The 23,336-nt window shown below is 35.8% G+C and carries 21 protein-coding genes; 17 read left to right on the forward strand and 4 right to left on the reverse strand.

Going from position 1 to position 23,336, the window contains the following annotated elements; all coding sequences use genetic code 11:
• Positions 1 to 54 precede the first annotated feature (54 nt).
• Positions 55 to 1,389 (forward strand): NADP-specific glutamate dehydrogenase, encoded by a 1,335-nt coding sequence (gene gdhA / locus LV469_07990; protein ID UHR02577.1) that lies wholly within the window; start codon positions 55 to 57, stop codon positions 1,387 to 1,389.
• A gap of 226 nt (positions 1,390 to 1,615) precedes the next feature.
• On the opposite strand, the gene LV469_07995 is transcribed toward gdhA, so the two are convergent.
• Positions 1,616 to 3,211 carry a hypothetical protein gene (locus LV469_07995; protein UHR02578.1) on the reverse strand — a complete coding sequence of 532 codons (1,596 nt, stop codon included), beginning with the start codon at positions 3,209 to 3,211 and terminating at the stop codon, positions 1,616 to 1,618.
• A complete protein-coding gene (locus LV469_08000; protein ID UHR03602.1) occupies positions 3,208 to 4,116 on the reverse strand; it encodes an AAA family ATPase in 909 nt (302 codons plus the stop codon). Before LV469_08000 ends, LV469_07995 begins: the two co-directional genes overlap by 4 nt.
• Before the next feature lie 180 nt (positions 4,117 to 4,296).
• Here LV469_08000 and mgtE point away from each other — a divergent pair, with 180 nt between their 5' ends.
• From mgtE to LV469_08075, 15 genes are all read left to right on the forward strand, one after another.
• Positions 4,297 to 5,661 (forward strand): magnesium transporter, encoded by a 1,365-nt coding sequence (mgtE, locus tag LV469_08005; protein UHR02579.1) that lies wholly within the window; start codon positions 4,297 to 4,299, stop codon positions 5,659 to 5,661.
• Between the two features lie 106 nt (positions 5,662 to 5,767).
• Positions 5,768 to 6,670: a UDP-N-acetylmuramate dehydrogenase gene (murB, locus tag LV469_08010; protein UHR02580.1), complete on the forward strand. Its 903-nt coding sequence runs from the start codon at positions 5,768 to 5,770 to the stop codon at positions 6,668 to 6,670.
• A complete protein-coding gene (gene rapZ, locus LV469_08015; GenBank protein UHR02581.1) occupies positions 6,670 to 7,506 on the forward strand; it encodes an RNase adapter RapZ in 837 nt (278 codons plus the stop codon). Before murB ends, rapZ begins: the two co-directional genes overlap by 1 nt.
• Positions 7,503 to 8,468 (forward strand): YvcK family protein, encoded by a 966-nt coding sequence (locus tag LV469_08020; protein UHR02582.1) that lies wholly within the window; start codon positions 7,503 to 7,505, stop codon positions 8,466 to 8,468. The genes rapZ and LV469_08020 overlap by 4 nt, the downstream gene beginning before the upstream one ends.
• A gap of 57 nt (positions 8,469 to 8,525) precedes the next feature.
• Entirely contained in the window at positions 8,526 to 9,470 is a 945-nt protein-coding gene (whiA, locus tag LV469_08025; GenBank protein UHR02583.1) for a DNA-binding protein WhiA, read from the forward strand.
• The gene (locus LV469_08030) at positions 9,470 to 9,715 is read left to right on the forward strand and encodes an HPr family phosphocarrier protein (protein UHR02584.1); all 246 of its coding nucleotides are present in this window, start codon (positions 9,470 to 9,472) and stop codon (positions 9,713 to 9,715) included. The genes whiA and LV469_08030 overlap by 1 nt, the downstream gene beginning before the upstream one ends.
• A 118-nt stretch (positions 9,716 to 9,833) precedes the next feature.
• Positions 9,834 to 10,313 (forward strand): tRNA adenosine(34) deaminase TadA, encoded by a 480-nt coding sequence (gene tadA, locus LV469_08035; protein ID UHR02585.1) that lies wholly within the window; start codon positions 9,834 to 9,836, stop codon positions 10,311 to 10,313.
• Positions 10,310 to 10,885: a glucosaminidase domain-containing protein gene (locus LV469_08040; GenBank protein ID UHR02586.1), complete on the forward strand. Its 576-nt coding sequence runs from the start codon at positions 10,310 to 10,312 to the stop codon at positions 10,883 to 10,885. Before tadA ends, LV469_08040 begins: the two co-directional genes overlap by 4 nt.
• A gap of 8 nt (positions 10,886 to 10,893) precedes the next feature.
• The gene (locus tag LV469_08045) at positions 10,894 to 12,240 is read left to right on the forward strand and encodes a hemolysin family protein (GenBank protein UHR02587.1); all 1,347 of its coding nucleotides are present in this window, start codon (positions 10,894 to 10,896) and stop codon (positions 12,238 to 12,240) included.
• 116 nt (positions 12,241 to 12,356) lie between these two features.
• Complete coding sequence (locus tag LV469_08050) at positions 12,357 to 13,433, forward strand: hypothetical protein (GenBank protein ID UHR02588.1); 1,077 nt, start codon at positions 12,357 to 12,359, stop codon at positions 13,431 to 13,433.
• Positions 13,408 to 14,277 (forward strand): mechanosensitive ion channel family protein, encoded by an 870-nt coding sequence (locus LV469_08055; protein ID UHR02589.1) that lies wholly within the window; start codon positions 13,408 to 13,410, stop codon positions 14,275 to 14,277. Before LV469_08050 ends, LV469_08055 begins: the two co-directional genes overlap by 26 nt.
• Positions 14,255 to 14,479 (forward strand): DUF951 domain-containing protein, encoded by a 225-nt coding sequence (locus LV469_08060; GenBank protein UHR02590.1) that lies wholly within the window; start codon positions 14,255 to 14,257, stop codon positions 14,477 to 14,479. Before LV469_08055 ends, LV469_08060 begins: the two co-directional genes overlap by 23 nt.
• A gap of 89 nt (positions 14,480 to 14,568) precedes the next feature.
• The gene (locus LV469_08065) at positions 14,569 to 15,333 is read left to right on the forward strand and encodes a polysaccharide deacetylase (protein UHR02591.1); all 765 of its coding nucleotides are present in this window, start codon (positions 14,569 to 14,571) and stop codon (positions 15,331 to 15,333) included.
• A 13-nt stretch (positions 15,334 to 15,346) separates the two neighbouring features.
• Positions 15,347 to 16,297 (forward strand): prolyl aminopeptidase, encoded by a 951-nt coding sequence (gene pip / locus LV469_08070; GenBank protein UHR02592.1) that lies wholly within the window; start codon positions 15,347 to 15,349, stop codon positions 16,295 to 16,297.
• A 79-nt stretch (positions 16,298 to 16,376) separates the two neighbouring features.
• Positions 16,377 to 18,011 (forward strand): putative manganese-dependent inorganic diphosphatase, encoded by a 1,635-nt coding sequence (locus LV469_08075; GenBank protein UHR02593.1) that lies wholly within the window; start codon positions 16,377 to 16,379, stop codon positions 18,009 to 18,011.
• An 84-nt stretch (positions 18,012 to 18,095) separates the two neighbouring features.
• On the opposite strand, the gene LV469_08080 is transcribed toward LV469_08075, so the two are convergent.
• Positions 18,096 to 19,268: a polysaccharide deacetylase gene (locus tag LV469_08080; GenBank protein ID UHR02594.1), complete on the reverse strand. Its 1,173-nt coding sequence runs from the start codon at positions 19,266 to 19,268 to the stop codon at positions 18,096 to 18,098.
• A 62-nt stretch (positions 19,269 to 19,330) separates the two neighbouring features.
• Positions 19,331 to 21,319 (reverse strand): hypothetical protein, encoded by a 1,989-nt coding sequence (locus LV469_08085; GenBank protein ID UHR02595.1) that lies wholly within the window; start codon positions 21,317 to 21,319, stop codon positions 19,331 to 19,333.
• 204 nt (positions 21,320 to 21,523) lie between these two features.
• Here LV469_08085 and LV469_08090 point away from each other — a divergent pair, with 204 nt between their 5' ends.
• Positions 21,524 to 23,113 (forward strand): ATP-binding cassette domain-containing protein, encoded by a 1,590-nt coding sequence (locus LV469_08090; GenBank protein ID UHR02596.1) that lies wholly within the window; start codon positions 21,524 to 21,526, stop codon positions 23,111 to 23,113.
• Positions 23,114 to 23,336: the final 223 nt, after the last annotated feature.

Below are 23,336 nucleotides of genomic sequence, written 5' to 3' on the forward strand. Positions count from 1 at the left end.
TTTTAATTGCATAATGAAAATCTATTAAATATAATAAAAAAAAGGAGGAATAAAATGGGATATATAGAAGAAATAATAGATAAAGTAGAAAAATCAGCTCCCCAAGAAAAAGAATTTCACCAAGCTGTAAGAGAAGTCTTGGGTTCCTTAAGAGGAGTCATAGAAGAAAATGAAGAAGAGTACAGAAAGCAAGCTCTTTTAGAAAGACTTGTGACACCAGAAAGAGTTATCATGTTTAGGGTGCCCTGGCTAGATCGCAACCAAAAGGTTCATGTGAATACAGGTTACAGAGTGCAATTTAGTTCAGCCATAGGACCTTACAAGGGGGGACTTAGATTTCACCCTTCTGTAAATCTTTCAATAATAAAATTTTTGGCATTTGAACAAACTTTTAAAAACTCTCTAACTGGCATAGCCATGGGGGGAGGCAAGGGTGGCTCAGACTTCGATCCCAAGGGTAAAAATGACTTTGAAATTATGAATTTCTGTCAAAGTTTTGTAAATGAATTATATAGACACATAGGAAATAGATTGGATGTGCCAGCAGGAGATATAGGAGTAGGAGCTAGAGAAGTCGGTTATATGTTCGGCCAATACAAAAAACTTGCCAACTCTTATGAAGGAGTTTTCACTGGCAAGGGACTTAGCTATGGAGGCTCTCTAGCTAGAAAAGAAGCAACTGGCTATGGACTTTTGTATTTTGTAGAAAGACTTTTAAAGCATTATAAGGACGACTTGAAAGGCAAAAGAGTGGTAGTCAGTGGAGCTGGCAATGTTGCGATTTATGCAATTGAAAAAGCCCAGGAGCTAGGAGCAAAAGTCTTGACAGCATCTGACTCTAATGGTTTCATATATGATGAAGAAGGGATAGATCTTGACATCCTAAAGGATATCAAAGAAGTGAAAAAGGGAAGAGTAAAGGACTATCTTAAATACAGACCTAAAGCTCACTACTATGAAAACGAAAAAATATATAAGGTAAAGGCTGATATAGCCTTGCCATGTGCAACTCAAAACGAAATAGACTTAAATGATGCCAAAACTATAGTGGCAAATGGCTACAAGATGGTTTGCGAAGGCTCAAATATGTCAACAGAACTTGATGCCATAGAATATTTGCAAAAATCCGGTATAATATTTGGACCTGCCAAGGCTTGCAATGCTGGTGGAGTTGCCACATCAGGTTTGGAAATGAGTCAAAATTATGCTGGCATTTCTTGGAGCTTTGAAGAAGTGGATAAAAAGCTAAAAGATATAATGGTAAGGATTTGTGAAACTTGTCTAAAAGCAGCCAAGGACAATGGACAAGAAGGGAACCTTGTGGTTGGTGCCAACATAGCAGGATTTTCAAAAGTTGCAGAAGCGATGCAGGCTCAAGGAATTTGCTAAAAAATTTTTCAAATAAATATAATTAATAAAAATAAATTGCAAAAATAAGCTGTTAAAATCTCTTTATGAGAAGATGAAAAATGTATAAGGACCTAAGCCTTATACATTTTTTATTTGGAAAAATTAAAAATTCTTGCAAGAAAATTCAAATAGGAAAAATCAAAAAATTAAAAGAACATAGGCAAATAAATAATGACCCCTTTAGTGGGGTCAGTTTTAAATAAATTTATGCCTTATTGGCAAAGACCTGTTTGAAGAAATTGCCAACTATTTTGTGGAAATTTTCTATATTTTTTATATAGGCAAAATCTTGACCGAAGATATATTTTTCCTTGGGAAGATCTTTTTCCTTGCCGGCATATACTCCGAGGACTTGGATACCTGTAAGCCTTGCTCTTAGAACTTCCTTGGCTGTATCTTCGACAGCGATTTTTTCTGTGTAGGCCTTAGCATTGTTTTCCAAGAGGGCTATATTCATCTCGTCGTTTGGACTGGCATCTGATAGGACTATGAAGATGTTTTTGCAACTTGGATCTGTAATTTCTTTTATAGCTTTTATGGCATAGCCATCACGATTGGCTCCAAGGGCTTGGTAGGAGAATATTTTATCTAGCCCATTTTGGTCGAAGTCTTTTAGAACATCAACTATTTGGTAGTTAAAAAAGTTTTTGAAGCCGAGGACTCTTACTGGAATTTGTGCCATGCTTATAGCCTTTGCGATGATGTAGGCTGAACTTGCTATTTGGGCTTCCTTTTCTTTTAAAGATGCAGATGAGTCTAGGATGAGGGTAATTTTGTAGCTTGTGTGGTCTTTTTTTATGTCTTTTATAAAGAGCTTAGTTTCACCGAGTTTACTTCGCCAAATTTTTGAGGGTATCACCTTGCCGCTGTTTTTTCTTTCTATATCATCATCCACTTGCTTGATAAGCAAATTTTTTATGAGGTCGCAGAGAAAACGAGCCTGGCGATTTATTGCAATTTTATTTTTTTCGTAGTAGTTTTTGTTGACATTTTTTGTTTTTTCTAGTTTTTCCTTGGAATATTCACCCTTGGGGCTTTGGGGGTAGTCGTTTTTGGTAAAATGAAGTTTGATATTTTGATGGATACCAGATGAGATGGCTTGCTCTATTTTGCCTGTAAGAGAAGAGGGATAGGCAGATTTACCAAACTTGTCTTCGACTGATTTTTTGCGGATTTTCTCCGCCTTGGTAAGAGCATCGGCATTTTCTAAACTCTCATCGCCCAAGAGATGCTCTGTAAATTCTGCAGAACCAAGTGTGTATTTTTCCAAGTCGTAAAGGTTTAAAAATTGTTGTTCTCTGCTGGAAAAATTTTTTCTTTTTTTCTTTTTATCTTTAAAGTCTTTTATATATTCTCTGTCTTCTGTTTGCCTACCAAGGCTTTGCAAGCTCTGCAAAAAGTATTCAAGAGCCTGGTCAAAATCTTTTGGCTTTTTAATTTCTAGCTTGGGTAGACTTTCCAAGTAGGCCTTTCTTTTGGCATATATACCAGGTCTTTCTTTTAAAAGTTTATCTTTGTAGATGCAATCTAGCAGATATGAAAGTTCTGCTAATAGGTGTTTGTTTTCCGCTTTGATTTGGTTTTCCTTTTTTCCATAGGGATCTTGACCTTGGGGTTTTTCTTTTGCCATTTCTTCTAGGAGAAATGTTAAGATTTCATATGAATTTTCCCTTTGCGAAAGACCTAGCAGCCCAAGGAAATAAAGGTCTGTTTCAATAAGAGTTGATGGAGCTTTTCTCTCATATTTTCCCGAGATTGTCCAGAGGATATTTTCCAGTCTATAAGGGTCTAAAATTTTCATTTGAAAATCTCTTCTGCTTTTGTAGTCTTTGGGATTAGAGTTTTTATTACATCTTCTACAACTTGATTTTCATATTTATCAAAAGACTTATGGACAAGGCCCATTTCAAGAGCAGGATAAATTCCAAGTCCTTTTTTCATAAGTTTTAGAGCCTCTATTAGGCCTCTTAAATCTATCGGACGGGATGAAATTTCTGATTTTAGAGATTTTTCTTCCAAGTCCTTGAAAAGACGGGAGAAAATTTTTACATAGTCCTCTTTTAGTGGCAGGACTTCTCTTAAAAGGTCTTTAAGATCTTCTTCACTAATTAGCTCTAGATTTATAACCATGAATCGGGAAACCAGGGCCTCGTTTAATTCTCTAGTACCCATATAGCCGTAGTTCATCGTGCCTATAAAGCGGGCGGCCTTATTAATTTCAACAATTTCTCCACCAGGAAGATCTAGAATGCGTCTGAAATCCAAGAGGGAGTGCAGGACGCTCAAGGCTTCATTTCTTGCCATATTTATTTCATCAAAAATTAAAAAACCACCTTCTTTTGCAGCTCTTAGAACGGGGCCTTCTCTAAATACAACTTCATTATTTTTAAAAGTGTCTGCTCCTATTAAAGCTTCTGAGTCCGAGTTTATATTTAGACTGACAGTGTAGATGGGTCTTGCAAAGATGTATGCGAGATTTTGGGCGAGTACATTTTTCCCAGTAGCCTTGGGACCTTGGATTAGAATATTAGATCCGTTTAGAAGGGCTATGATTGCCTTTTCAAGAGATGCTTTCCCCCTGTATCTAAAACTGGGGACCGGGATTTTTCTTTCCAAATCGGGTCTTAGATGCATTTTTTTTCTAAAGTCTAGAATTTCTTTTTTTAAATTATCATCCAAATTTTGAATGTTTAAATATTCTTCTATTTGCATTTTTTACTCCTTTATGATTTTATATGAGGTCTTATATTTATATTTATCTAACAATTCTATCACATTTAAAATGGTATTTTCTATTAATTGAAAGAGGATTGATAATTCTTTCTAACTTAATTCTTTTATAAATGGTCTTTTTATGATAGTATTCTATCTTGAAGGGGTGATGAAATGGATCATAAGGAATACCAAGAATACCGGGAGTATTTCAACAAACTCATTAAAGAAAAACAACTTAAAGAACTAAAGGACGCCATAGAGGATTTAAACGTCGTTGATTTAGCTGAAATTATTGAGGACCTTGACGACAAAAATATGCTTATTGTCTTTAGGCTGATTCCAAAACTTAAGGGTTCGGAAGTATTTTCTTATATGGAAACTTTCAACCAACTTCGTATCATAAATTCTATAAATGATACTGAAATTTTAAACATATTAAAGGAATTGGACTTTGACGATAGAATAGACATTTTGGAAGAGATGCCAGCCAATGTTGTAACCAAACTTTTGGCTTCATCTACACCAGAAGAAAGAAAGGTAATCAATGAATTCTTGAGATATCCGGAAGATTCTGCCGGATCTATCATGACAATAGAATATGTGCATTTAAAGCCGGATATGACTGTAAGGCAGGCTTTGGATTACATTAAAAAAACTGGGGTTGACAAGGAAACCATCTATACTTGCTATGTTGAAAATGAGTATAAGATGCTAATAGGTTTTGTTTCGCTTAGGACCATAGTTGTGTCTAACGAAGACCTTTTAATCAAGGACATCATGGAAGAGGATGTAATCTTTGTAAATACTACTGACGACCAAGAAAAGGTAGCAGATATGTTTGTGAGATATGGTTACATTGCATTGCCAGTTGTGGATTCAGAACACAGGCTCTGTGGTATCATAACTTTTGACGATATCATGGATGTAGTAGAAGAAGAAACAACAGAAGACTTTCACAAGATGGCTGCAGTCAATCCATCTGATGACGAATACCTGGACCAAACTCCATGGCAACTTGCCAAGAACAGGATTCCATGGCTTTTGATTTTGATGATTTCTGCTACCTTGACTTCTGGAATTATAGACAATTATTCATATATTATAAGTCAGTATATAATTTTAACTACCTTCATACCCATGATTACAGATACAGGTGGTAACTCTGGCTCTCAAGCCTCAACTGTTGTAATCCGTGCCATGGCCACTGGAGAAATTAGCCTTTCAGATGCTCTCAAGGTAATTTTTAAGGAGATGAGTGTAGGTCTTATTGCAGGGGCTGTTTTGGGATGTGTAAACTTTGTTAGGATGATGATATTTACAAAGGCTGGAGTTGTAGTATCTGCCCTTGTTTCTTTTACAGTTATCATAACCGTCATTCTTTCCAAGCTTTTGGGAGCAGCGCTTCCCATGCTTGCTAAGAGAGTCCATATAGACCCAGCCATTATGGCATCGGCTGTAATAACGACTATTATAGACTCGGTTGTGCTTATAATTTATTTTAACCTCGCATCTTTTTTGCTTGGTATATTAATATAGGTAATTCATTTAAAGGAGTTCTTGGGAACTCCTTTTTTAATGCGATAGAGGGCTGCTTTTATTCTTATTTTGAGGGCTATATAGTATAATGAATATGAGGTGGAGTATGGATTTACATAAAATTTTCAAAGATTTTAATGATATAGATATTTTTTATAATAGAGATTTAAAAGCTTATACTAATTTCAAGTTAGGAGGCCCGGCTGATGCCATGGCTTTTCCAAAAAGTGAAAAGGATATTGTGAGTCTCTTGGAAATTTGTTTTAAGCATAATGTTTCCTATGTGATTTTAGGCAAGGCGTCTAATCTCATTGTAAGAGATGGCGGAGTTGAAGGCTTGGTAATTTTTTTAAGAGAAAATTTTTCAAAAATTGAGCATGAAAAAAACATAATAAATGCACAAGCTGGCATTTCTATGCAAGCTCTTGCAAATTATGCAAGAGACCTTTCTCTTTCGGGAGCTGAATTTATCCATGGGATACCAGGAAGCCTTGGAGGTGGCGTTTCTATGAATGCCGGAGCCTATGGAGGCGAGATTAAAGACATTATACAATCTGTAAGAGTGCTTGATAGAGATTTAAATATTAGAGAGTTTTCTAATGAGGAAATGAATTTTAGATACAGAAATTCAAGAGTATTTGACGAGGGACTTTTGGTTTTGTCTGCCAAGCTAAAATTGCAAGAAAAAGACAAGGAAGGTATAAATGCTCTTATGAAAGATCTCATGCAAAGGAGAATCTCTAAACAACCTCTTGAATATCCATCTGCTGGTTCTACCTTTAAAAGGCCAGAAGGCTATTTTGCAGGTAAACTTATAGATGATGCGGGCCTTAGGGGATTTAGACTTGGAGATGCACAAATTTCAGAAAAGCACTGCGGATTTGTAATAAATAGAGGAGAAGCCACTGCCTCTGAGGTCATAGATCTCATAGAGACTGTGCAAAAGATAATATATGACAAATATGGTATTGAAATTGAGAGAGAAGTAAAAATTATAGGGAGGCAATAATGGAGATTTTAATTATTACCGGACTTTCGGGAGCCGGCAAGTCTCAAGCTTTAAATGTTTGTGAAGATATGGGTTATTTCGCCATGGACAATTTGCCTCCGGCTCTTTTATCTAAATTTGTGGAGCTTTCAATGGGCAGGGATGACTTGGATAGGGCTGCTGTTGTTATTGATTTAAGAGCAAGACCATTTTTTAAAGATCTCTCCAAGGCCCTTGATGGATTAAAGACCATGGGTGTTGATTTTAGGATAATTTTTCTGGAAGCAGATGAGGATTGCATAATCAGGCGTTATAAGGAAAAGAGAAGACCCCATCCTCTATCTTCGGACATTGTAGAAGGTTATAGAAAAGAAAAACAATTGACAGAAGATTTGAGGAATAGGGCCGATTTTGTAATAAATACTAGTGATTACAAGAATAAGGACATCAAAAACAAGATGTTGGATATTCTTGGAAGTGGCGAGAAGGACATATTGATTTCTATTAATTCTTTTGGATTCAAAAATGGAATCCTTTTAGATGCTGATTTGGTTTTTGATGTTAGATTTATAGAAAATCCATATTATATAAAAGAACTCAGAGAAGAAAATGGACTTAGCGACAAGGTAAGAGATTTTGTCTTAAAAAATGATGTGACCAAGACTTTTATTTCAAAAACTATGAATCTTTTAAACTTTCTAATACCCAACTACAAGGCTGAAGGCAAGTCAATCCTTGTCATTGGAATAGGTTGTACTGGGGGTTATCATAGGTCTGTTGCCATTGCATGCAAGCTTGCTTACGACTTGGAAAAGGCAGGTTATAAGATTTCTTTAAGGCACAGGGATTTGAAATGAGAAATAAAAAATTTGTGGTGATAGGAGGAGGAACCGGAGTCTCGAATATTTTAAGAGGTCTAAAGCTTTTCACATCTGAGATTACGGCTATTGTAACTATGGCAGATGATGGTGGGGGCTCTGGACTTTTGAGAAGGGAAATGGGAATTTTGCCACCAGGAGATCTTAGAAATGCTCTTGTAGCTCTTGCAAATTCTTCCTCTTCTATGGAAAAGCTGCTTCAATTTAGATTTAAAAGAGGCCCTCTTGAAGGGCAAAATTTCGGCAACCTCTTGATCGCCTCTTTAACTGAAATCTATCAGGATTTCGAAACTGCCATCTATGAAGCTGCCAAAGTTTTAAATATATCGGGCAGAGTTTTTCCTGTAACCTTGGATAACGTTCACCTAGAGGCTGAATTTGAAAATTCTAACAGATGTATAGGCGAGTCCAAGATTGGAGAGGTCGCTTTTAGAGAGAAAACGAGAATTAAAAGACTTTCAAACTTCCCAAGAAGGGCCCAAATTTTTTCTAGAGCAGAAGAGGCAATTTTGGATGCTGATGCAATAATTCTAGGACCAGGTTCTCTTTATACTTCTGTAATTTCAAATCTCATAGTAAAGGGCGTACCAGAGGCAATAAGAAAATCTTCAGCCAGAGTTTATTATATAGGAAATATTATGACTGAAAAGGGAGAGACCGACTCTTATAGCATAAGTGACCATATAAGGGCTATAAAGGATCATGGAGGAGATTTTATAGATAGGGTGCTTATAAATACAAAGGTGCCCGAGGCCGAGCTTTTAAAACGATATGAAGAAAAGAATCAGACCTATATTGATATTTCTAAGGAAGATATGGATTATTTAAAGAGTGAGAATATGAAAGCCATAATGGGTAATTTTATCAATGACGACCAAGACTGCATTAGACATTCTTCTATAAGAATTTGTGGCAAGATTATGGAAGATCTCGACAGCTAGGAAAACATTTGTTTACAAGGCTTATAAGTTCTTGTATAATTATAAATTAGGAGTAGTATGAGCTTTTCAAATTTTGTTAAAAATGAAGCTGCAAAAGTAAAAAATGAGAAAACTTCAACTGTGGAAGCAGAGCTTGCGGGATTTATCAGGATGAATTCCAAGATTTCCTTGACTTCTAAGGGCCCCAGCATTAGGTTTGTAACTGAAAATGCCTCTGTTGCTAGGAGGATGTTCACTTTCATAAAGAGATTTTATGGAGAAAATGTGACAGCCTTTGTGTCAAGAAATACCAGTTTGAAAAAGAACAACAACTACAACATAGTCGTGGATGATTATGATGTGGTCAAGGTTTTGTTATATGATACGGATTTCATAAGAAACGATAACTATTTCATGCCCAATTTTGATTTGCCCAGGGAGCTTTTAAACTCGATAGATTGTAAAAAAGCTTATATAAGAGGCTCTTTTTTGGGGGCTGGTTCTATAAGTAATCCGGAAAAATCCTATCATATGGAATTTGTCATGAAAAATGAACTGCACGCTCATGGTTTGGAGCTGCTTTTGAAAGATTTTGGACTCAGACCAGGAATAACTGAAAGAAATGATTCATACGTTCTCTATTTAAAAGAAGCTGAACAGATTTCCGATCTCCTGGCTCTTATTGATGCTACTAAATCCGTTTTGGATTTTGAAAATATACGGGTTCTCAAGGACATGAGAAATCATGTAAACCGACTTGTGAATTGTGAGACGGCAAATCTCAATAAGACAGTGAAGGCGTCTGTAAGACAGAGAGAAGATATCTTGCTTATTGATAAAATCTTAGGCTTGAAGAAGCTCCCACAAGAGCTTTTTGAAGTTTGTGAATTGAGACTAGAAAACATGGAGGCTTCCCTTAAAGATTTGGGATCTATGTTGGATCCGCCTTTAGGTAGAAGTGGAGTAAATCACAGATTTAAAAAAATAGAGGAAATTGCTAATAACTTAAGGAGTGGAGAATAATGAAAGAAAAATTACTTGAGGTATCAAAGGAGGACGGTCTTCAATCTAGAGCAGCCGCCTTGTTTGTAAAGACGGCAAACCAATTTGTTTCTGAGATAACTCTTGAAGTGGGCGATGAGAGAGTAAATGGCAAAAGTATAATAGGTATTATGAGTCTTGGCATTTTCGCTGGTGAAAAGGTGAAGATTTATTGCCAGGGCCCAGATGAGGAAGAAGCTCTCGCCTCTTTGGAAAAGATTATATAAGATCTAATTTGCAGGAAGGGGTCCAAAGACGTCTTCCTTTTCTTATGCAAATTGTGATTTCTTGTATTTTTTAAAGAGTATTGATAAAATGTAATTTAATTTAGTGTTTTGGTGAAAGATGGATAGGACAAATAAAAGCGAGTATTTCATGAAAGAGGCCTTAAAAGAGGCCCTTATTGCATATGCAAATGATGATGTGCCGGTGGGATGCGTTATAGTAAAAGGAGATGAGATTGTGGCAAGAGGTCACAATCAAAAGGTCTTTTTAAATGATCCGACTGCTCATGCCGAAATTTTAGCCATAAGAAAAGCTGCCGAGATCTTAAAGACTTGGCACATGGAGGATTGCTCAATATATGTCAGCCTCGAGCCCTGTGCCATGTGTGCTGGCGCTCTTATCCAGGCCAGGCTAAAGAAGGCTTATATAGCTGTGATGAATGATAGAATGGGTGCTTGCGGAAGTCTTATAAATCTTTTGAACCAGGATGGTTTTAATCACAAGATTTCAGTCGAGGTAGGACTTTTAGGAAAACTTTCCTCCTACATAATATCCAGATTTTTTAAAAATCTGAGAAAGAAAAACAAGGGTGTTTTATGAAAAAGAGAAGGATTAGGCGGAAAAAATATTTAAAAAATTTTCTGACCTTTACCCTTATAATTTTTATCTGCTCTCTAATTTTGAGCTTTTGCACAAAAAATGGTCATAGAAGGGATGCAGATAGCAAAATTGATCTTGAATATTTAAAAAAACATGAAGAAATCGCCCAAAACATAGGCAAAAAGTATGGGCTTTTTCCATCAGTAGTGCTTGCTCAATCGGCTCTTGAAAGCAATTTTGGAAAATCTAGACTAGCGACGGATTTTAACAACTATTTTGGCATCAAATCTAATGGTGATGGCGATGAGATTAAATTGGAGACGACGGAGTTTGTAGATGGAGAAAAGATTGTTGCTTACGAATCTTTTAGAGTCTACAAGAACCCTCTCGAGTCTTTTGATCATTATGGAAGGCTCATTTCAGAGGCAAAAAGATACAAGGATGTCTTGGATGCCAAGACCTATGACGGGGCTGCTGTAGCTCTGCAAAAGTGTGGCTATGCAACTGATCCAGATTATGCAAGTAAGATTATAAATATTATTGAAATTTACGAACTAACAAGGCTCGATTAGGAGGATATATGGACCCGTGGCCCCGATTTTTAATGCAAATTTTACTTATAGCAATTTTGACAGGTGTTAATGCTTTTTTTGCTTCGGCAGAGATGGCTATTGTATCTTGTAATAAGAATAAGCTAGAAAAGCTTGCCGAAGAAGGCAACAAAAGAGCTAAAAAGCTTATGAATTTATCTAAGGATCAAACCAAGTTTTTGTCAACTATTCAAGTAGGCATAACACTTGCTGGATTTTTCTCGTCAGGTTCAGCATCTCAAACTGTCTCCACAAGGCTGGGCTCTTATTTGACCAACTTAGGTTTACCTTATGCTCAAGCTATAGCCTTGGTCTTTATTTTGATTGTTCTTTCTTTTATAACTCTAGTTTTTGGAGAATTAGTACCCAAGAGGGTGGCTCTGCAAAAGCCGGAAAAAATTGCTCTTTCGAGCGTGGGCATCATTTATTTTGCATCCTTTGTATTTGCTCCTTTTGTAAAACTTCTATCACTTACTACCACTTTTGTTTTGAAGATTTTTGGTTTATATTCAGAAGATGTAGAAGAAAAAATCTCTGAGGAGGAGTTGAAGTCCTATATAAGAGTTTCCAAGGAACAAGGGGTTATAAATCTTGAGGGCGAAGAGATGATTGTAAACATCATGGATTTTGATGATAAGATGGCCTATGAGATAATGACACCAAGGACGGATATTTTTATGGTGGACAAGGAGGACTTTGGAGTTGATTTGATTCCTAGGATTTTGGAGTCTGGATATTCTAGGGCGCCGGTCTATAATGAGAGTCCGGATGACATAATCGGAACAATTTATATAAAGGATCTCTTTATAAATTATTCTCAAAATAATTTTAAAAAGATTGATTTGAATAAGGTCTTAAAGCCTTGTTACTTTGTGCCAGAAACGAAAAAAATTGACAAGCTTTTAAAAGAACTACAAAAAAATAAAAACCATGTTGCCATTCTAATAGATGAATATGGTGGCTTTTCAGGCATAGTTACCATGGAGGATATTTTAGAGGAGATTGTCGGAGAAATCGAGGATGAATTTGACAAGGAGGATAAATTAATTGAGCCTCTTGGCAAGGGAGCCTATATAATAGAGGGCAAGGCAGAGCTGGATTTTTTATCTGATGAGTTAAATCTCAAATTGAATTCAGAAAATCATGAGAGCCTTGGAGGTCTTATGCTAGAAATTCTCGGATATATTCCAGCGGATGGTTCGTCTGGAGATGTCGCCATCTACAAAAGTGGCGACAAAACTATAAAGATGACCACCTTGAAGGTCGACGAAAATAGGATAGAGAAGATAAGGTTGGAAGTTTTTGATGATGTAGAAAAAAATAAGATAGAAAAATAAATTTAGCCGGCGAAGCTTGAAAGCGCCGGTTTTTTATTGCTAACATAAAATGCTAAGTTTTTAGTATAAGCTCCTAAAATTTGTTATAATTAGTCATAGTTATAAGGATGGTTAATATGAATAAATTTACTAAGAAATTTTTATTGGGTCTGGTCCTTTTCATTGTATTTATGGTTGGGCTTTACGGCTTTTTGCAGAACAAAAAAGAAATTGTGAGAGTAAAAGAAATTGAACTTTCTAATGTCAAGGACTTTCACTTGGCATCTCGTACTTTGATGGCATTTAACGGAGACTACCTCTATTATTTTGGCAAAGACGGGAGAGTCTTGGACAGGATAGGCATCAATTCAAAGAATTTTAAAATTTTCTTTTCCGGAGATTATGCCTTTGTCCTAGATTTGGAAAGTGGAAAAATAAACCAATACGATGACAGAGGGTTTTTAATAGATAGTTTTGTAAGTCCGGTGGAAGTTTTCAATATAGAAGTCCAAAATAAAAATATAATAATTCATGTCAAGGAGAAGGACAATGAAACCTTGTATTTGAGGGACTATGAAAGAGAACTCAAAAAGATTTATAAAACGCCAAACTATATTCTATCTTTTGATGTGAAAAATAGGGAGAATTTTGCAGTTGCAGAAATTTTTGCGGATTCTACCGGCCACAAGTCCATCGTGAAACTTTTAAGATCTGGCAAAAAAATTGAAAAGACTCTTATGAATGAGGTAGTCTTTGCCTTGAAAAACTTGGGTAAGTATATGGTATTTGTAACCGACAAGGCCCTTTACAAGCTTGATGATGAGGATTTTAGCGAGGTTAAAATTCCAAATGTGGGCGGAGTTCTCATAGATGAAAATAAAATTTACCTCTTGCACTCGGGCATTCTGTCAACCTATTCTATGGGTTTAAAGGAAACTGACAAGCTTGTGGTTGCTGCCAATGCCGACAGGATTGAAAAAATTTCTGGAGCGATTTATGTAATAGGCGGTCAAGATATAGGAGGAGAGCTTGGAAGCAGGAGGGAATACTATACGAGATTTCCAGGCGAGGTGGACAAGGTTGAGATAAATGGTCTTTCGCTTGCTACTTTGAGAAATGAAAGATTGACCTTATACAAGGTAATAAAGACAAGGAGCAACCCATCCAAGGGTGCCATCAAGGATATAGATGATGCGGGAGGTAAGAAAGATTAAGATAAAAGAGGTCATAGAACTAAGAAAGTTGATAAATAAAAATGGAATATGGGGAAAGATTCTTGTTGTAATCTTGGTTTTGCTTTTTGCAAAATTATTGGTTCATCTTATAAAAAGGGCATTTAAGCTTTGGAAGAGCAAGGATAGAATCAAGAATTTGCCATCTTTTCCTAGAATAGACACTCTTACAGGTGGTCTAGAGAAGGGTCTCGCCTTTTTTGTATACTTTATAGGAGCAATGTTTATTTTAAACATATTTGGCTACAATACTAGAAATCTTTTTGCAACCTTGGGAATAGGCTCTTTATTAATAGGTATGGGAGCCCAATCCTTTATAAAGGACTTGATTGGGGGTTTGCTTTTAATCACAGAGGATGTCATAAGCGTGGGCGATTATATTGTCTTGAATGAATTTGAAGGCTATGTAACCGAGATAGGCATAAGACTTACAAAAATAAAAAATAATTCTGGTGAAATTTATATAGTGCCAAATGGGCAGATTCAAGGACTTATAAACAAGTCCAGGAGTCTACAAAGAACGCTTATAGTTCTTAGAATAAGTGCAGATGAGGATCCTAAAAAAGTCATTGACATCTTAAAAGAGAGTCTAAAGCCTTTTAAAGATAGAAAGGATATAAAAAGCGGCCCAGATGTATGGGGTGTGACTGGAAATTTTGCCTTGAGCTATGAAATAAGTCTAGCATTTTTTACTGATTGGGGTAAGAATTGGGACTTAGACTATGAAATAAGGCAAAAGTGCATAGAAGTTTTGCAAAAAAATGGGATAAAGACCCTGAATAGGAAAAATTTGGAGGAAGAAGATGCTCTTATACAAATTAAATGATGTAGTGACCTTAAAAAAACCTCATCCCTGCGGTGAAAATCTGTGGCAAATCACAAGAACTGGAGCTGATATAAAGCTAAAGTGTATGGGATGTGGGAAAATGCTTTGGCTTTCTCGAATTGATTTTGAAAAAAGAGTTAGAAAAATAAAGAAGGATGATAAGTTCATAAGTATAATTCACAACAAATTAGACGAGGACTAGGTCATCTTTTTTAATAGAATCTAGCTTGAAATTTTTCTTTATTTTGAGCTGGAATACCTTGTAGTTTGTAGAATTTTGAGGAGATTGTAATGAAAAAAATAATTAAATTTATGCTTGGAATTTTTTGCTTGTGCATAGTTTTTGGGAAAGTGCAAGCAGAAGAAGCTTATGATACTAAGCTGATAAGATCTTATACAGATCCAAGAGTTTCGAGTAAGTCTTATCCCAAGGAGGAAAAGAGACTGTGTTTTTTGACTTTTGACGATGGACCTTCCAAAAACACCTTGAAGGTTTTAGATATTTTGAAAAAAGAGAATGTTAAGGGAACTTTTTATGTGGTGGGAAGGAGTGTATCCAAGTCGACAGCTCCCATATTAAAAAGGACTCTAAGTGAGGGGCATTCTATAGGGATTCATACTTTTTCACATGATTATAAGTACCTGTACCCCAATAGAATAGCAGATCCAAATCAAATTTTATATGAATATGACCTGACACTTGAAAGTCTTCGCAAGTATCTGGGCAAAAATTTTGATAGCAAAACCTTTAGATATCCGGGAGGACATATGTCTTGGAAGAAGATGGAAAAGGCAGATGAACTTTTGAAATCAAGAGGAGTCGAATGGATGGATTGGAATGCCTCGGTAGGGGATGCATCACCTAAATCAAGAAGACCCAAGACTAAAAATGAGATGTTATCTTATCTGGATAAGACTATAAATGCCAACAAGAACAACAATTGCATTGTAATTTTGATGCATGATGCAAGAGGCAAGGATTTAACTGTGGAAACTTTGCCAGATATAATAAAGCATTTGAAAAAATATCAATATGAATTTGGTGTTTTAAAGTAGAGGGAGGATTAGGATGAAAGCTTTATTTCCTGAAATAAGGGAAAATTTCTCAAATTATATAAAAAGAGACTCGGGGCATGAAATTTATTATGAAGAATCGGGTAACCCCAAGGGTAGACCAGTTGTATTTTTACATGGGGGTCCGGGTTGTGGTACAAGTCCCATGTCTAGGAGATTTTTTGATCCAGATTTTTATAGGATAATTTTGTTTGACCAAAGAGGATCGGGAAAATCCAAGCCCCTTGGCTCTGTCGAAAACAACAATACAGCTGCCATAATAAGTGATATGGAAGCCATAAGAGAAGAATTGGGGATAGATAAGTGGTTAGTTTTTGGAGGCTCTTGGGGCTCTACTCTGGCTCTTTCTTATGCTATAAGTCATCCAGAAAGGGTAAGAGGACTTATCTTGAGGGGAATTTTTTTAGGACGACAAGAAGATATAGATTGGATTTATCAAGAGGGTGGAGTATCTAAAATTTTTCCTGAAGCTTTTGAAAAGTATAAAAACTATATACCAAAAGAAGAGAGAAAAGATTTTATCGCAGCCTATTACAAAAGACTCATGTCAGATGATGAAAACATCCGCCTAGAGGCTGCTCGCATTTGGTCTTCTTGGGAGTCTTCTATCACAAGTTTAAGACCAAAAGAGGAAATAGTGATGGATGACACCTATGCTTATTCTATGGCTAGAATAGAGTGCCATTTTTGGGTCAATAAGATGTTTTGGGACAATCTAGACTACATTTTAGATCATGCCCATATAATAAAAGACATAAGGACTGTTATAGTACATGGCAGGTATGATATGGATTGCCTATTTGAGGGGGCCTATCTTCTTAGCAAGAAGCTTGAAAATGTAAAATTAATAGCTGGTCTTGCTGGGCACACTCCTTATGATGAGGAAAATCTAGATGCCTTAATTGAGGCAACCGAGGCCTTCAAGGCGAAAGAATTTTGGGATTAAAAGTTTTAAATTTGTTGATAAAATCTAAAAATTGAGCTTATAATTTATGACGTGAAATATTTTTGGATTTGGGGGAAATATGAAAAATAAGATTTATATAACGGGTCACAAAAATCCTGACACCGATAGTATCTGCTCTGCTCTTGCTCTTGCAGAGCTGAAAAATAAAATGGGAGAAGATGCTGAGGCAATAAGACTTGGTGAGTTAAATAAGGAGACGGAATTTGTTCTTAATTATTTTAATATTGAAAAGCCAAGGCTTAAAACATCCATCAAGCCACAAATAAGAGATATTGAGATGGATTCTGCCTACTGCGTGAATCCGAATCTGTCTTTGGCAGCTGCTATGGATTTGATTCAAAGACACAAGAATAGCTCTTTGCCAGTTGTAGATGATGATGAAAATCTTATTGGAATTGTCAGCCTTTCTAATATCGCCTCATCCTATATGGAGGTTTGGGATGATACGATTATAGGCAGATCTGGCACAAGCCTTGATAATATACTTGAAGTTTTGAAGGCAGAAGTGATTTATTTGCCTGAAAATGCAAGACCGTTTTCTGGGAAAATGGCAATAAAGGCAATTAAAAATAAAGACTTTATTGACAGTGGGGACATAGTAATCTTGGGTGATGACAAAAATGACCAAGAAGCCAGCATAAAAAAAGATGTGTCTTTGTTGATTCTCACCTTGTCTACAAAATTGGATGAAAAATTGTTGGAGCTTGCAAAAAAACACAGAGTAAGCGTAATTTCAACAGGGCTTTCAACCTTTATGGTTGCGAGGATTTTGCCCCAAGCAGTTCCTGTAGGCTATGTGATGACAAAAGATGATTTGGTTGTTTTTCACAAGGATGACTTGATAGATGATGTGAGAGATAAGATGGCTAAATCCAGATTTAGGTCTTATCCAGTTTTGGATGATAAAAATCAAGTAATAGGCAACATTTCCAGATATCATTTGATTTCCAATTTGAGAAAAAAGATAATTTTGGTAGATCATAATGAGAGAAATCAATCTATCGATGATTTGGATAGTGCTGAGATTTTACAAATTGTAGATCATCACAGGGTCGCCAACATAGCGACTTCTGCACCAATATTTTTTAGAAATGAACCTGTAGGTTCGACTGCTACAATTGTATCCAAGATGTTTTTTGAAAATGGAATCAAGCCATCTAGACAAATTGCTGGAATTTTGTGTGCTGCTATAATTTCAGACACTTTGCTTTTTAGATCGCCAACAGCTACTGAAACTGATCGCTATGTGCTTTCTAAAATGAGTAAGATTGCAGCTCTTGATCCAGAAGATTTTGCCATGAAGATGTTTAGAGCTGGCACTAGTCTGGAAGGCAAAAAGCCTGAAGAACTTTTAAAAACTGATGTGAAGAATTTTTCATTTGAAGGCAAAAATGTAAGGGTCTGCCAAATTTTTACTATGGATTTAGATAGTCTAGAGTCAGTTGAAAAAGACCTTAGGCTTTCTATGGAAAATTACATCAAGAGGGAAGATGTGGAATCTTTTGTTCTTATGATAACTGACATATTCAAAGAGCTTTCTGAAGTGCTTGTAGTTGGAAAGTTCAAAGAGGAGTTGGCAAGGCAGTTTGATAAAGAAAGCGTTGATGGCAAGTTTTTAGCCGAGGGACTTTTGTCTCGAAAAAAACAGCTGATTCCAAAATTGTCTATGGCAATTAGTGAAAAAAGTAAATAAAAAACCGAGAGGATATCTACTAATCCCCGCAAGGATTTGTATATCTTCTCGGTTTTTTTATTTGTACATATTATTTAGCTTCTTCTACTTGAGGATACAGAATTTATAGTTGTTGTCCTTAAAGTATTTAATTATACCTGGGAGGGCATTCACTGTGACTTGCTTATTTATAGCATCGTGCATAAGAACTACAGCCACATTATTGTGCACATTCTTATTTAGAGAATTAATTGTGTATTGAATCATGCCCTCTGGAGTTTCTGGTCTTAAACTTTTTATCTCTGCATCTCCTGCAAGAGAATTCCAATCTATCCATTCTATGCCCATATCTGAAAGACCCTTGTCGGCAGCTTCCATGTCATCCCAAGACATATGACCGCCAGGATATCTCCAAACGCCTGAATGGAAATTTTCTCCAAAGATTTCTTGCAATCTTTGAGCGGATAATTTGGCTTCACTCAAGATATCAAGTGTGGAGGCCTTTTTGTCTGGATAGAGTGAATCATAGTCATGAGAATATGAATGCAGGGCTATGGAGTTGCCATTATTTATTATGGCCTTCATGACGGGAATATTTTTATTTGTCATATTCCTACCAATGAGGAAAAAGGTTCCTCTTACTTTTTCTTTTTGCAAGATTTTTAAAACTTGAGGAGTTATTGTTCTATTAGGACCGTCATCAAAAGTTAGAAATACTAATTTGTCATCACCCGTATAAGTCTTCTCGCCCCTTATATATTCTCTGATTTCTTTAGTTTTATAGGCGTACTTGTCGGCTTTTATAAGGTGAGCGCTTCCAGGCATGAGTTTATTTTCAAAATTGACCATGGAATCTTGGGCAATAGTGGAAAGCTCCAAGGCGTTGTTGTAGAAAGTGTCTTCTTGATTAAAAATACCTCTTTTTTCCTCTAGCATTTTGCCGATGTACCAGCGCCCCAAATTTGCCTGTGGAACTTGGGCATCTTTGGCTTTGTTTGAGAAAGACAATTTTTTAAAGGCTCCAGCAAGAATTAAAATAAAGATTAAAATAAGGCCGAGCCTTGTAAAAAATCTTCTCCTTCGAAGAGCTGCTCTTCTCTTAGGATTTCTAGTTCTTCTTGGACTGCGTGGAGCTTTTTTATCATTTTCATTTCTTTCGGTCTTTTCATCTCTTCTCTGAGATTTTGCATTTGGATTGCTAGTCGCCTGTTTTTTTGTAGTTTTTTTGTGCTTTATTTCTATATTTGTGTCTATTTCAAATGGTTCAAATTTTTTCATCATCCTACCTCTTATTCACTAAGGGATATTGTAACACGAAATTTGAAATATGTTTTTACAAATTAGTTAAGATTTATAATCAAATTGTAGAAATAGTGAAGAGCCTCCTCGGTGCTTAGATTCTTGTTAAAATCCGTAGCCCTATCTTCAAATATTTTGTAAGAATAGCTGAAGTAGACTTGAGTTATGTCATCTTTATCTAGATATTTAGAGTTTTTAAAGAGTTTTTTGTCAAAAATTTCTGGGCTCAACTCATTCGAATAATTGAAGAATGTTTCATTGGCTAAAATTTTTAGAGCCTCTTTGATTTTTAAACTTTCTCCCATTTCTTTATCTGAATAGCCATATTTCTCGCGGTAGTAGGACAAATCTCTGAAAGTAGACTCAGGATAAATGAGTTTAAATAGGTCTGAGCGACTTATTTCATCGGTTAGGACCTTTTTATTTATACCTATGGAGTAGTCCTTCAAAATAGAGATTTCATCTTTATATTTGGAATCATCAATATTTTCATACTCAAATTCGGAAGTGAAGTTTTCGAAATATTTACTTCCATCAGATTTGAAAATTGGATTGAGATTTTCAAAAGAGTAGATTAGTCTAATTTTGTTTTGATCATAAATGTAGTAATTTTTAAAGCTGTTTTCTGAATATAGCTTTTGCTCCGCAGCTTTTATGTTGGCGCTTATTGTAGATGCTGGTGCTTGGATGTGCTTGTAATTTTTGTTGAAGTCTGTGACTTTTGCATTTTTTCTATCTATTGAAAGGCTGATAGACTTGTCAAATACAGGTCTGTTTTTTATATATAGATTAAAGGAAATGTCATAGGCATCTTTTCGGGAGTGGACAATTGCCCTATTTGGATTAAAATCGCAAGAGAGCTCGGGAGTCTTTTCTTTTATAAATTTTTTGGCGATTTCGATAGCTTTTTCTTCAGATAAAACTTTTTTAGATGCTTGTTGAGAAGTATTTGGGTTTGAGAAAGCGACCAGATTTAAATTTTCAGCATCAAGACTTAAGTAGGCATTATTTTTATCATAGGAAAAATTCCAAGTATAAGAGCCGTCAGCTTCTTTTATCAAACCCTTGCTAGAAGGGTTATGTAAGTTAAATAGTTTTTCAGCCTTCTTGCTAGCTTCTTCAAAGCTTTTTAGTTTTGAGTAGGATTCAAGCTCGCGTTTTTCAAAAGGACTAAGACCAGAATCACGAGCCTCTTTAGCTTTTTCATCATTTGAGAAGTAAGAGTATTTTAGACTGGAATCTGGCAAGAAAAACTTTTTATTAATTGCATCTAAAAATAAGGCTTCATCTTCAATAGAAATTACATCTTCTAAGTTCACTTTTTTAGAAGAATAAAGTTCCTTATATCCTGCAAGCAGGGGCCTTTTTTCTTTAAAAAGCCTAATGGCTTCTTCACGAGATATCTTATTTTTTTCAGAAAAAGAAGAATCTGGATACTTTAGACTTTGACTCTCCCTTGAAAAAAATTTGAGGTCTAGATTCTTATCAAAAGAAAGATTAAGAGTGTCGCCCAGGACATCAATACCGCCCACAGATCTTTGGTAGATAAGTTTATAAGCAAAGGGATCTTTATCAAGTCTTGCCTCTTTTAGAGTATAAGATGAGCCATCTGTTAAAAGTTTTTTGACCCACTTGTCTGCGAGCTTAATAAGACTTTCTTTGGAAACAAGCTTTATAGCTTGTTCTTCTTTTTCTTTTTTGTGAATATTTTCATTTATATTGGCATAGATAATGTTGCCCTTGCCGTCGGTGCGTATGTAAATATTGTCGTCTGTTTTAGTATTTGACCAGCTATATGACAGATTTAACTCATCGTTTTCTGAGAATGACGAGTAGTCAAAGCCGTCATAAGAATTGGAGATTGCAAAGAGGTTTTTGAGTCGAACAATATTTTTTTCGTTTAATCTTGCATCGTTTTTTGCGCTGGATGACTTAAGAGGGGACTCTTGCTTTTGAGAAGCTTGGACCTTGGTATATGTAAAAGATGAAAATAAGAGCAAGGCCGCAAGACTTATAGATAATTTCTTCATATTTTTACTCCTTTCTTTTAATAACTTTATAATAGCACAGCCATTTCATGAAATCGTTACAAAAGGCTTACATAAGCAAAATTTTAATGAATTTTTATTAAATCAAGGACTGGGGCTTTTTCAAATAGAGATATTATTAAATATTAATTAGCATGAAACTTTGCTTATGCTATAATCATTATGATTAATAAAAAGGAGAATAAAATGATAAGTGTAAATGATTTGAGTGTGATTTTCCCTGACAAGGTGCTTTTTGACGATGTCAATCTCCAATTCACACCTGGCAATTGCTATGGAATTATAGGTGCTAATGGGGCGGGAAAGTCAACTTTTTTAAAAATTTTATCCAAGGAAAAGGAACCGTCTACTGGAAGCATTTCGATTTCTAAAAACTCTAGAATGTCAAAGCTAGCCCAAGACCACTATGCCTATGACAAGTATCCAGTGCTAGATACTGTTATCATGGGAAACAAGAGGTTATATGACTTGGGAAAGGAAAAAGATGCTATCTACATGAAGGAAGATTTTAATGATGAAGATGGCATGAGGGCAGCGGAGCTAGAGGCGGAGTTTGCTGAGCTTGGAGGCTGGGAAGCTGAATCAGAAGCATCATCTCTACTTCAAGGACTTGGAATCCCGACAGAAGTCCACTATGATTTGACTGGTAGCCTTACAGAAGCAGACAAGGTAAAGGTCTTGCTTGCTCAGGCTCTTTTTGGAAGTCCTGATATCCTCTTGCTAGATGAACCGACAAATGGTTTGGATGTACGAGCTGTCAGATGGCTTGAGAATTTTCTCCTGGATTTTGAAGCTATAACGATAATAGTAAGCCATGATAGGTATTTTTTAAATGAGGTCTGCACTCATATGGTGGACATAGATTTTGGCAAGATCAATATGTTTGTGGGCAACTATGATTTTTGGTATGAGTCATCTCAACTCGCCCTGCAAATGGCAAAAGACCAAAACAAGAAAAAAGAAGAAAAAATCAAAGAACTACAAGCCTTTATTGCTAAGTTTTCAGCCAATAAATCCAAGTCCAGACAGGCTACTTCAAGAAAAAAACTTCTAGACAAGATAACCCTTGATGATATAAAGCCATCATCTAGGAGATACCCCTTTGTTGGATTTGCTCTTTCTAGAGAACCGGGCAATGAAATTTTATCTGTTGAAGACCTTTCCTATGAAAAGGATGGAAAGAAGATTTTAGACAAGATGTCTTTTAGGGTCAACAAGAATGACAAAATTGCCTTTATAGGAAACGAAATAGCAATCACAGACTTATTTGAAATTTTAGTCGGAAATATAGAAGACTATGACGGTAGTTTCAAGTGGGGTCAGACAATAACAAAGGACTATTTTCCCAAGGACAACAACAAATTTTTTGATAAAAAGGACATCAACCTCATTGATTGGCTAAGACAATACTCGACCGAACAAAGCGAAATCTTCATAAGAGGATTTTTGGGCAAAATGCTCTTTTCAGGAGATGAAACTGGCAAAGATGCAAGCGTGCTTTCAGGAGGAGAAAGAGTCAGGATGATGTTTTCAAAAATGATGATAGAACCCACTAATCTATTAATTTTTGATCAACCAACCAACCACTTGGACTTGGAATCTATCACAGCAGTAAACAATGGACTCATATCTTACAAGGGCAACATACTCTTCACATCGCAAGACCACCAATTTATAGCCACTGTTGCCAATAGAATAATTGAAATAAAAGATGATGGCAGCTTTGTTGACTATCTTGGAAGCTATGACGACTATGTTGAAAAATATTTGGGATGACATAAACATAGTTATAAAAATTTTAAAAAAATTCTTATATACAGAAGAGCTTTAAAAAACAAGAAAGCTCTTCTGATAAGACATTTTAAGCGGCAAAGAATGTTTTATAGAAGAAAAATAGATAAAAATATAACATTACTACTTAAATTTAAATAATTATCTGATATAATATAAGAGGTGAGTGCATAGAAAAAATTCTTACCTTGTTTTATGTTGCCATTTT

The sequence above is a fragment of the Peptoniphilus sp. GNH genome (genome assembly GCA_021307325.1).
Lineage (GTDB): Bacteria > Bacillota > Clostridia > Tissierellales > Peptoniphilaceae > KA00134.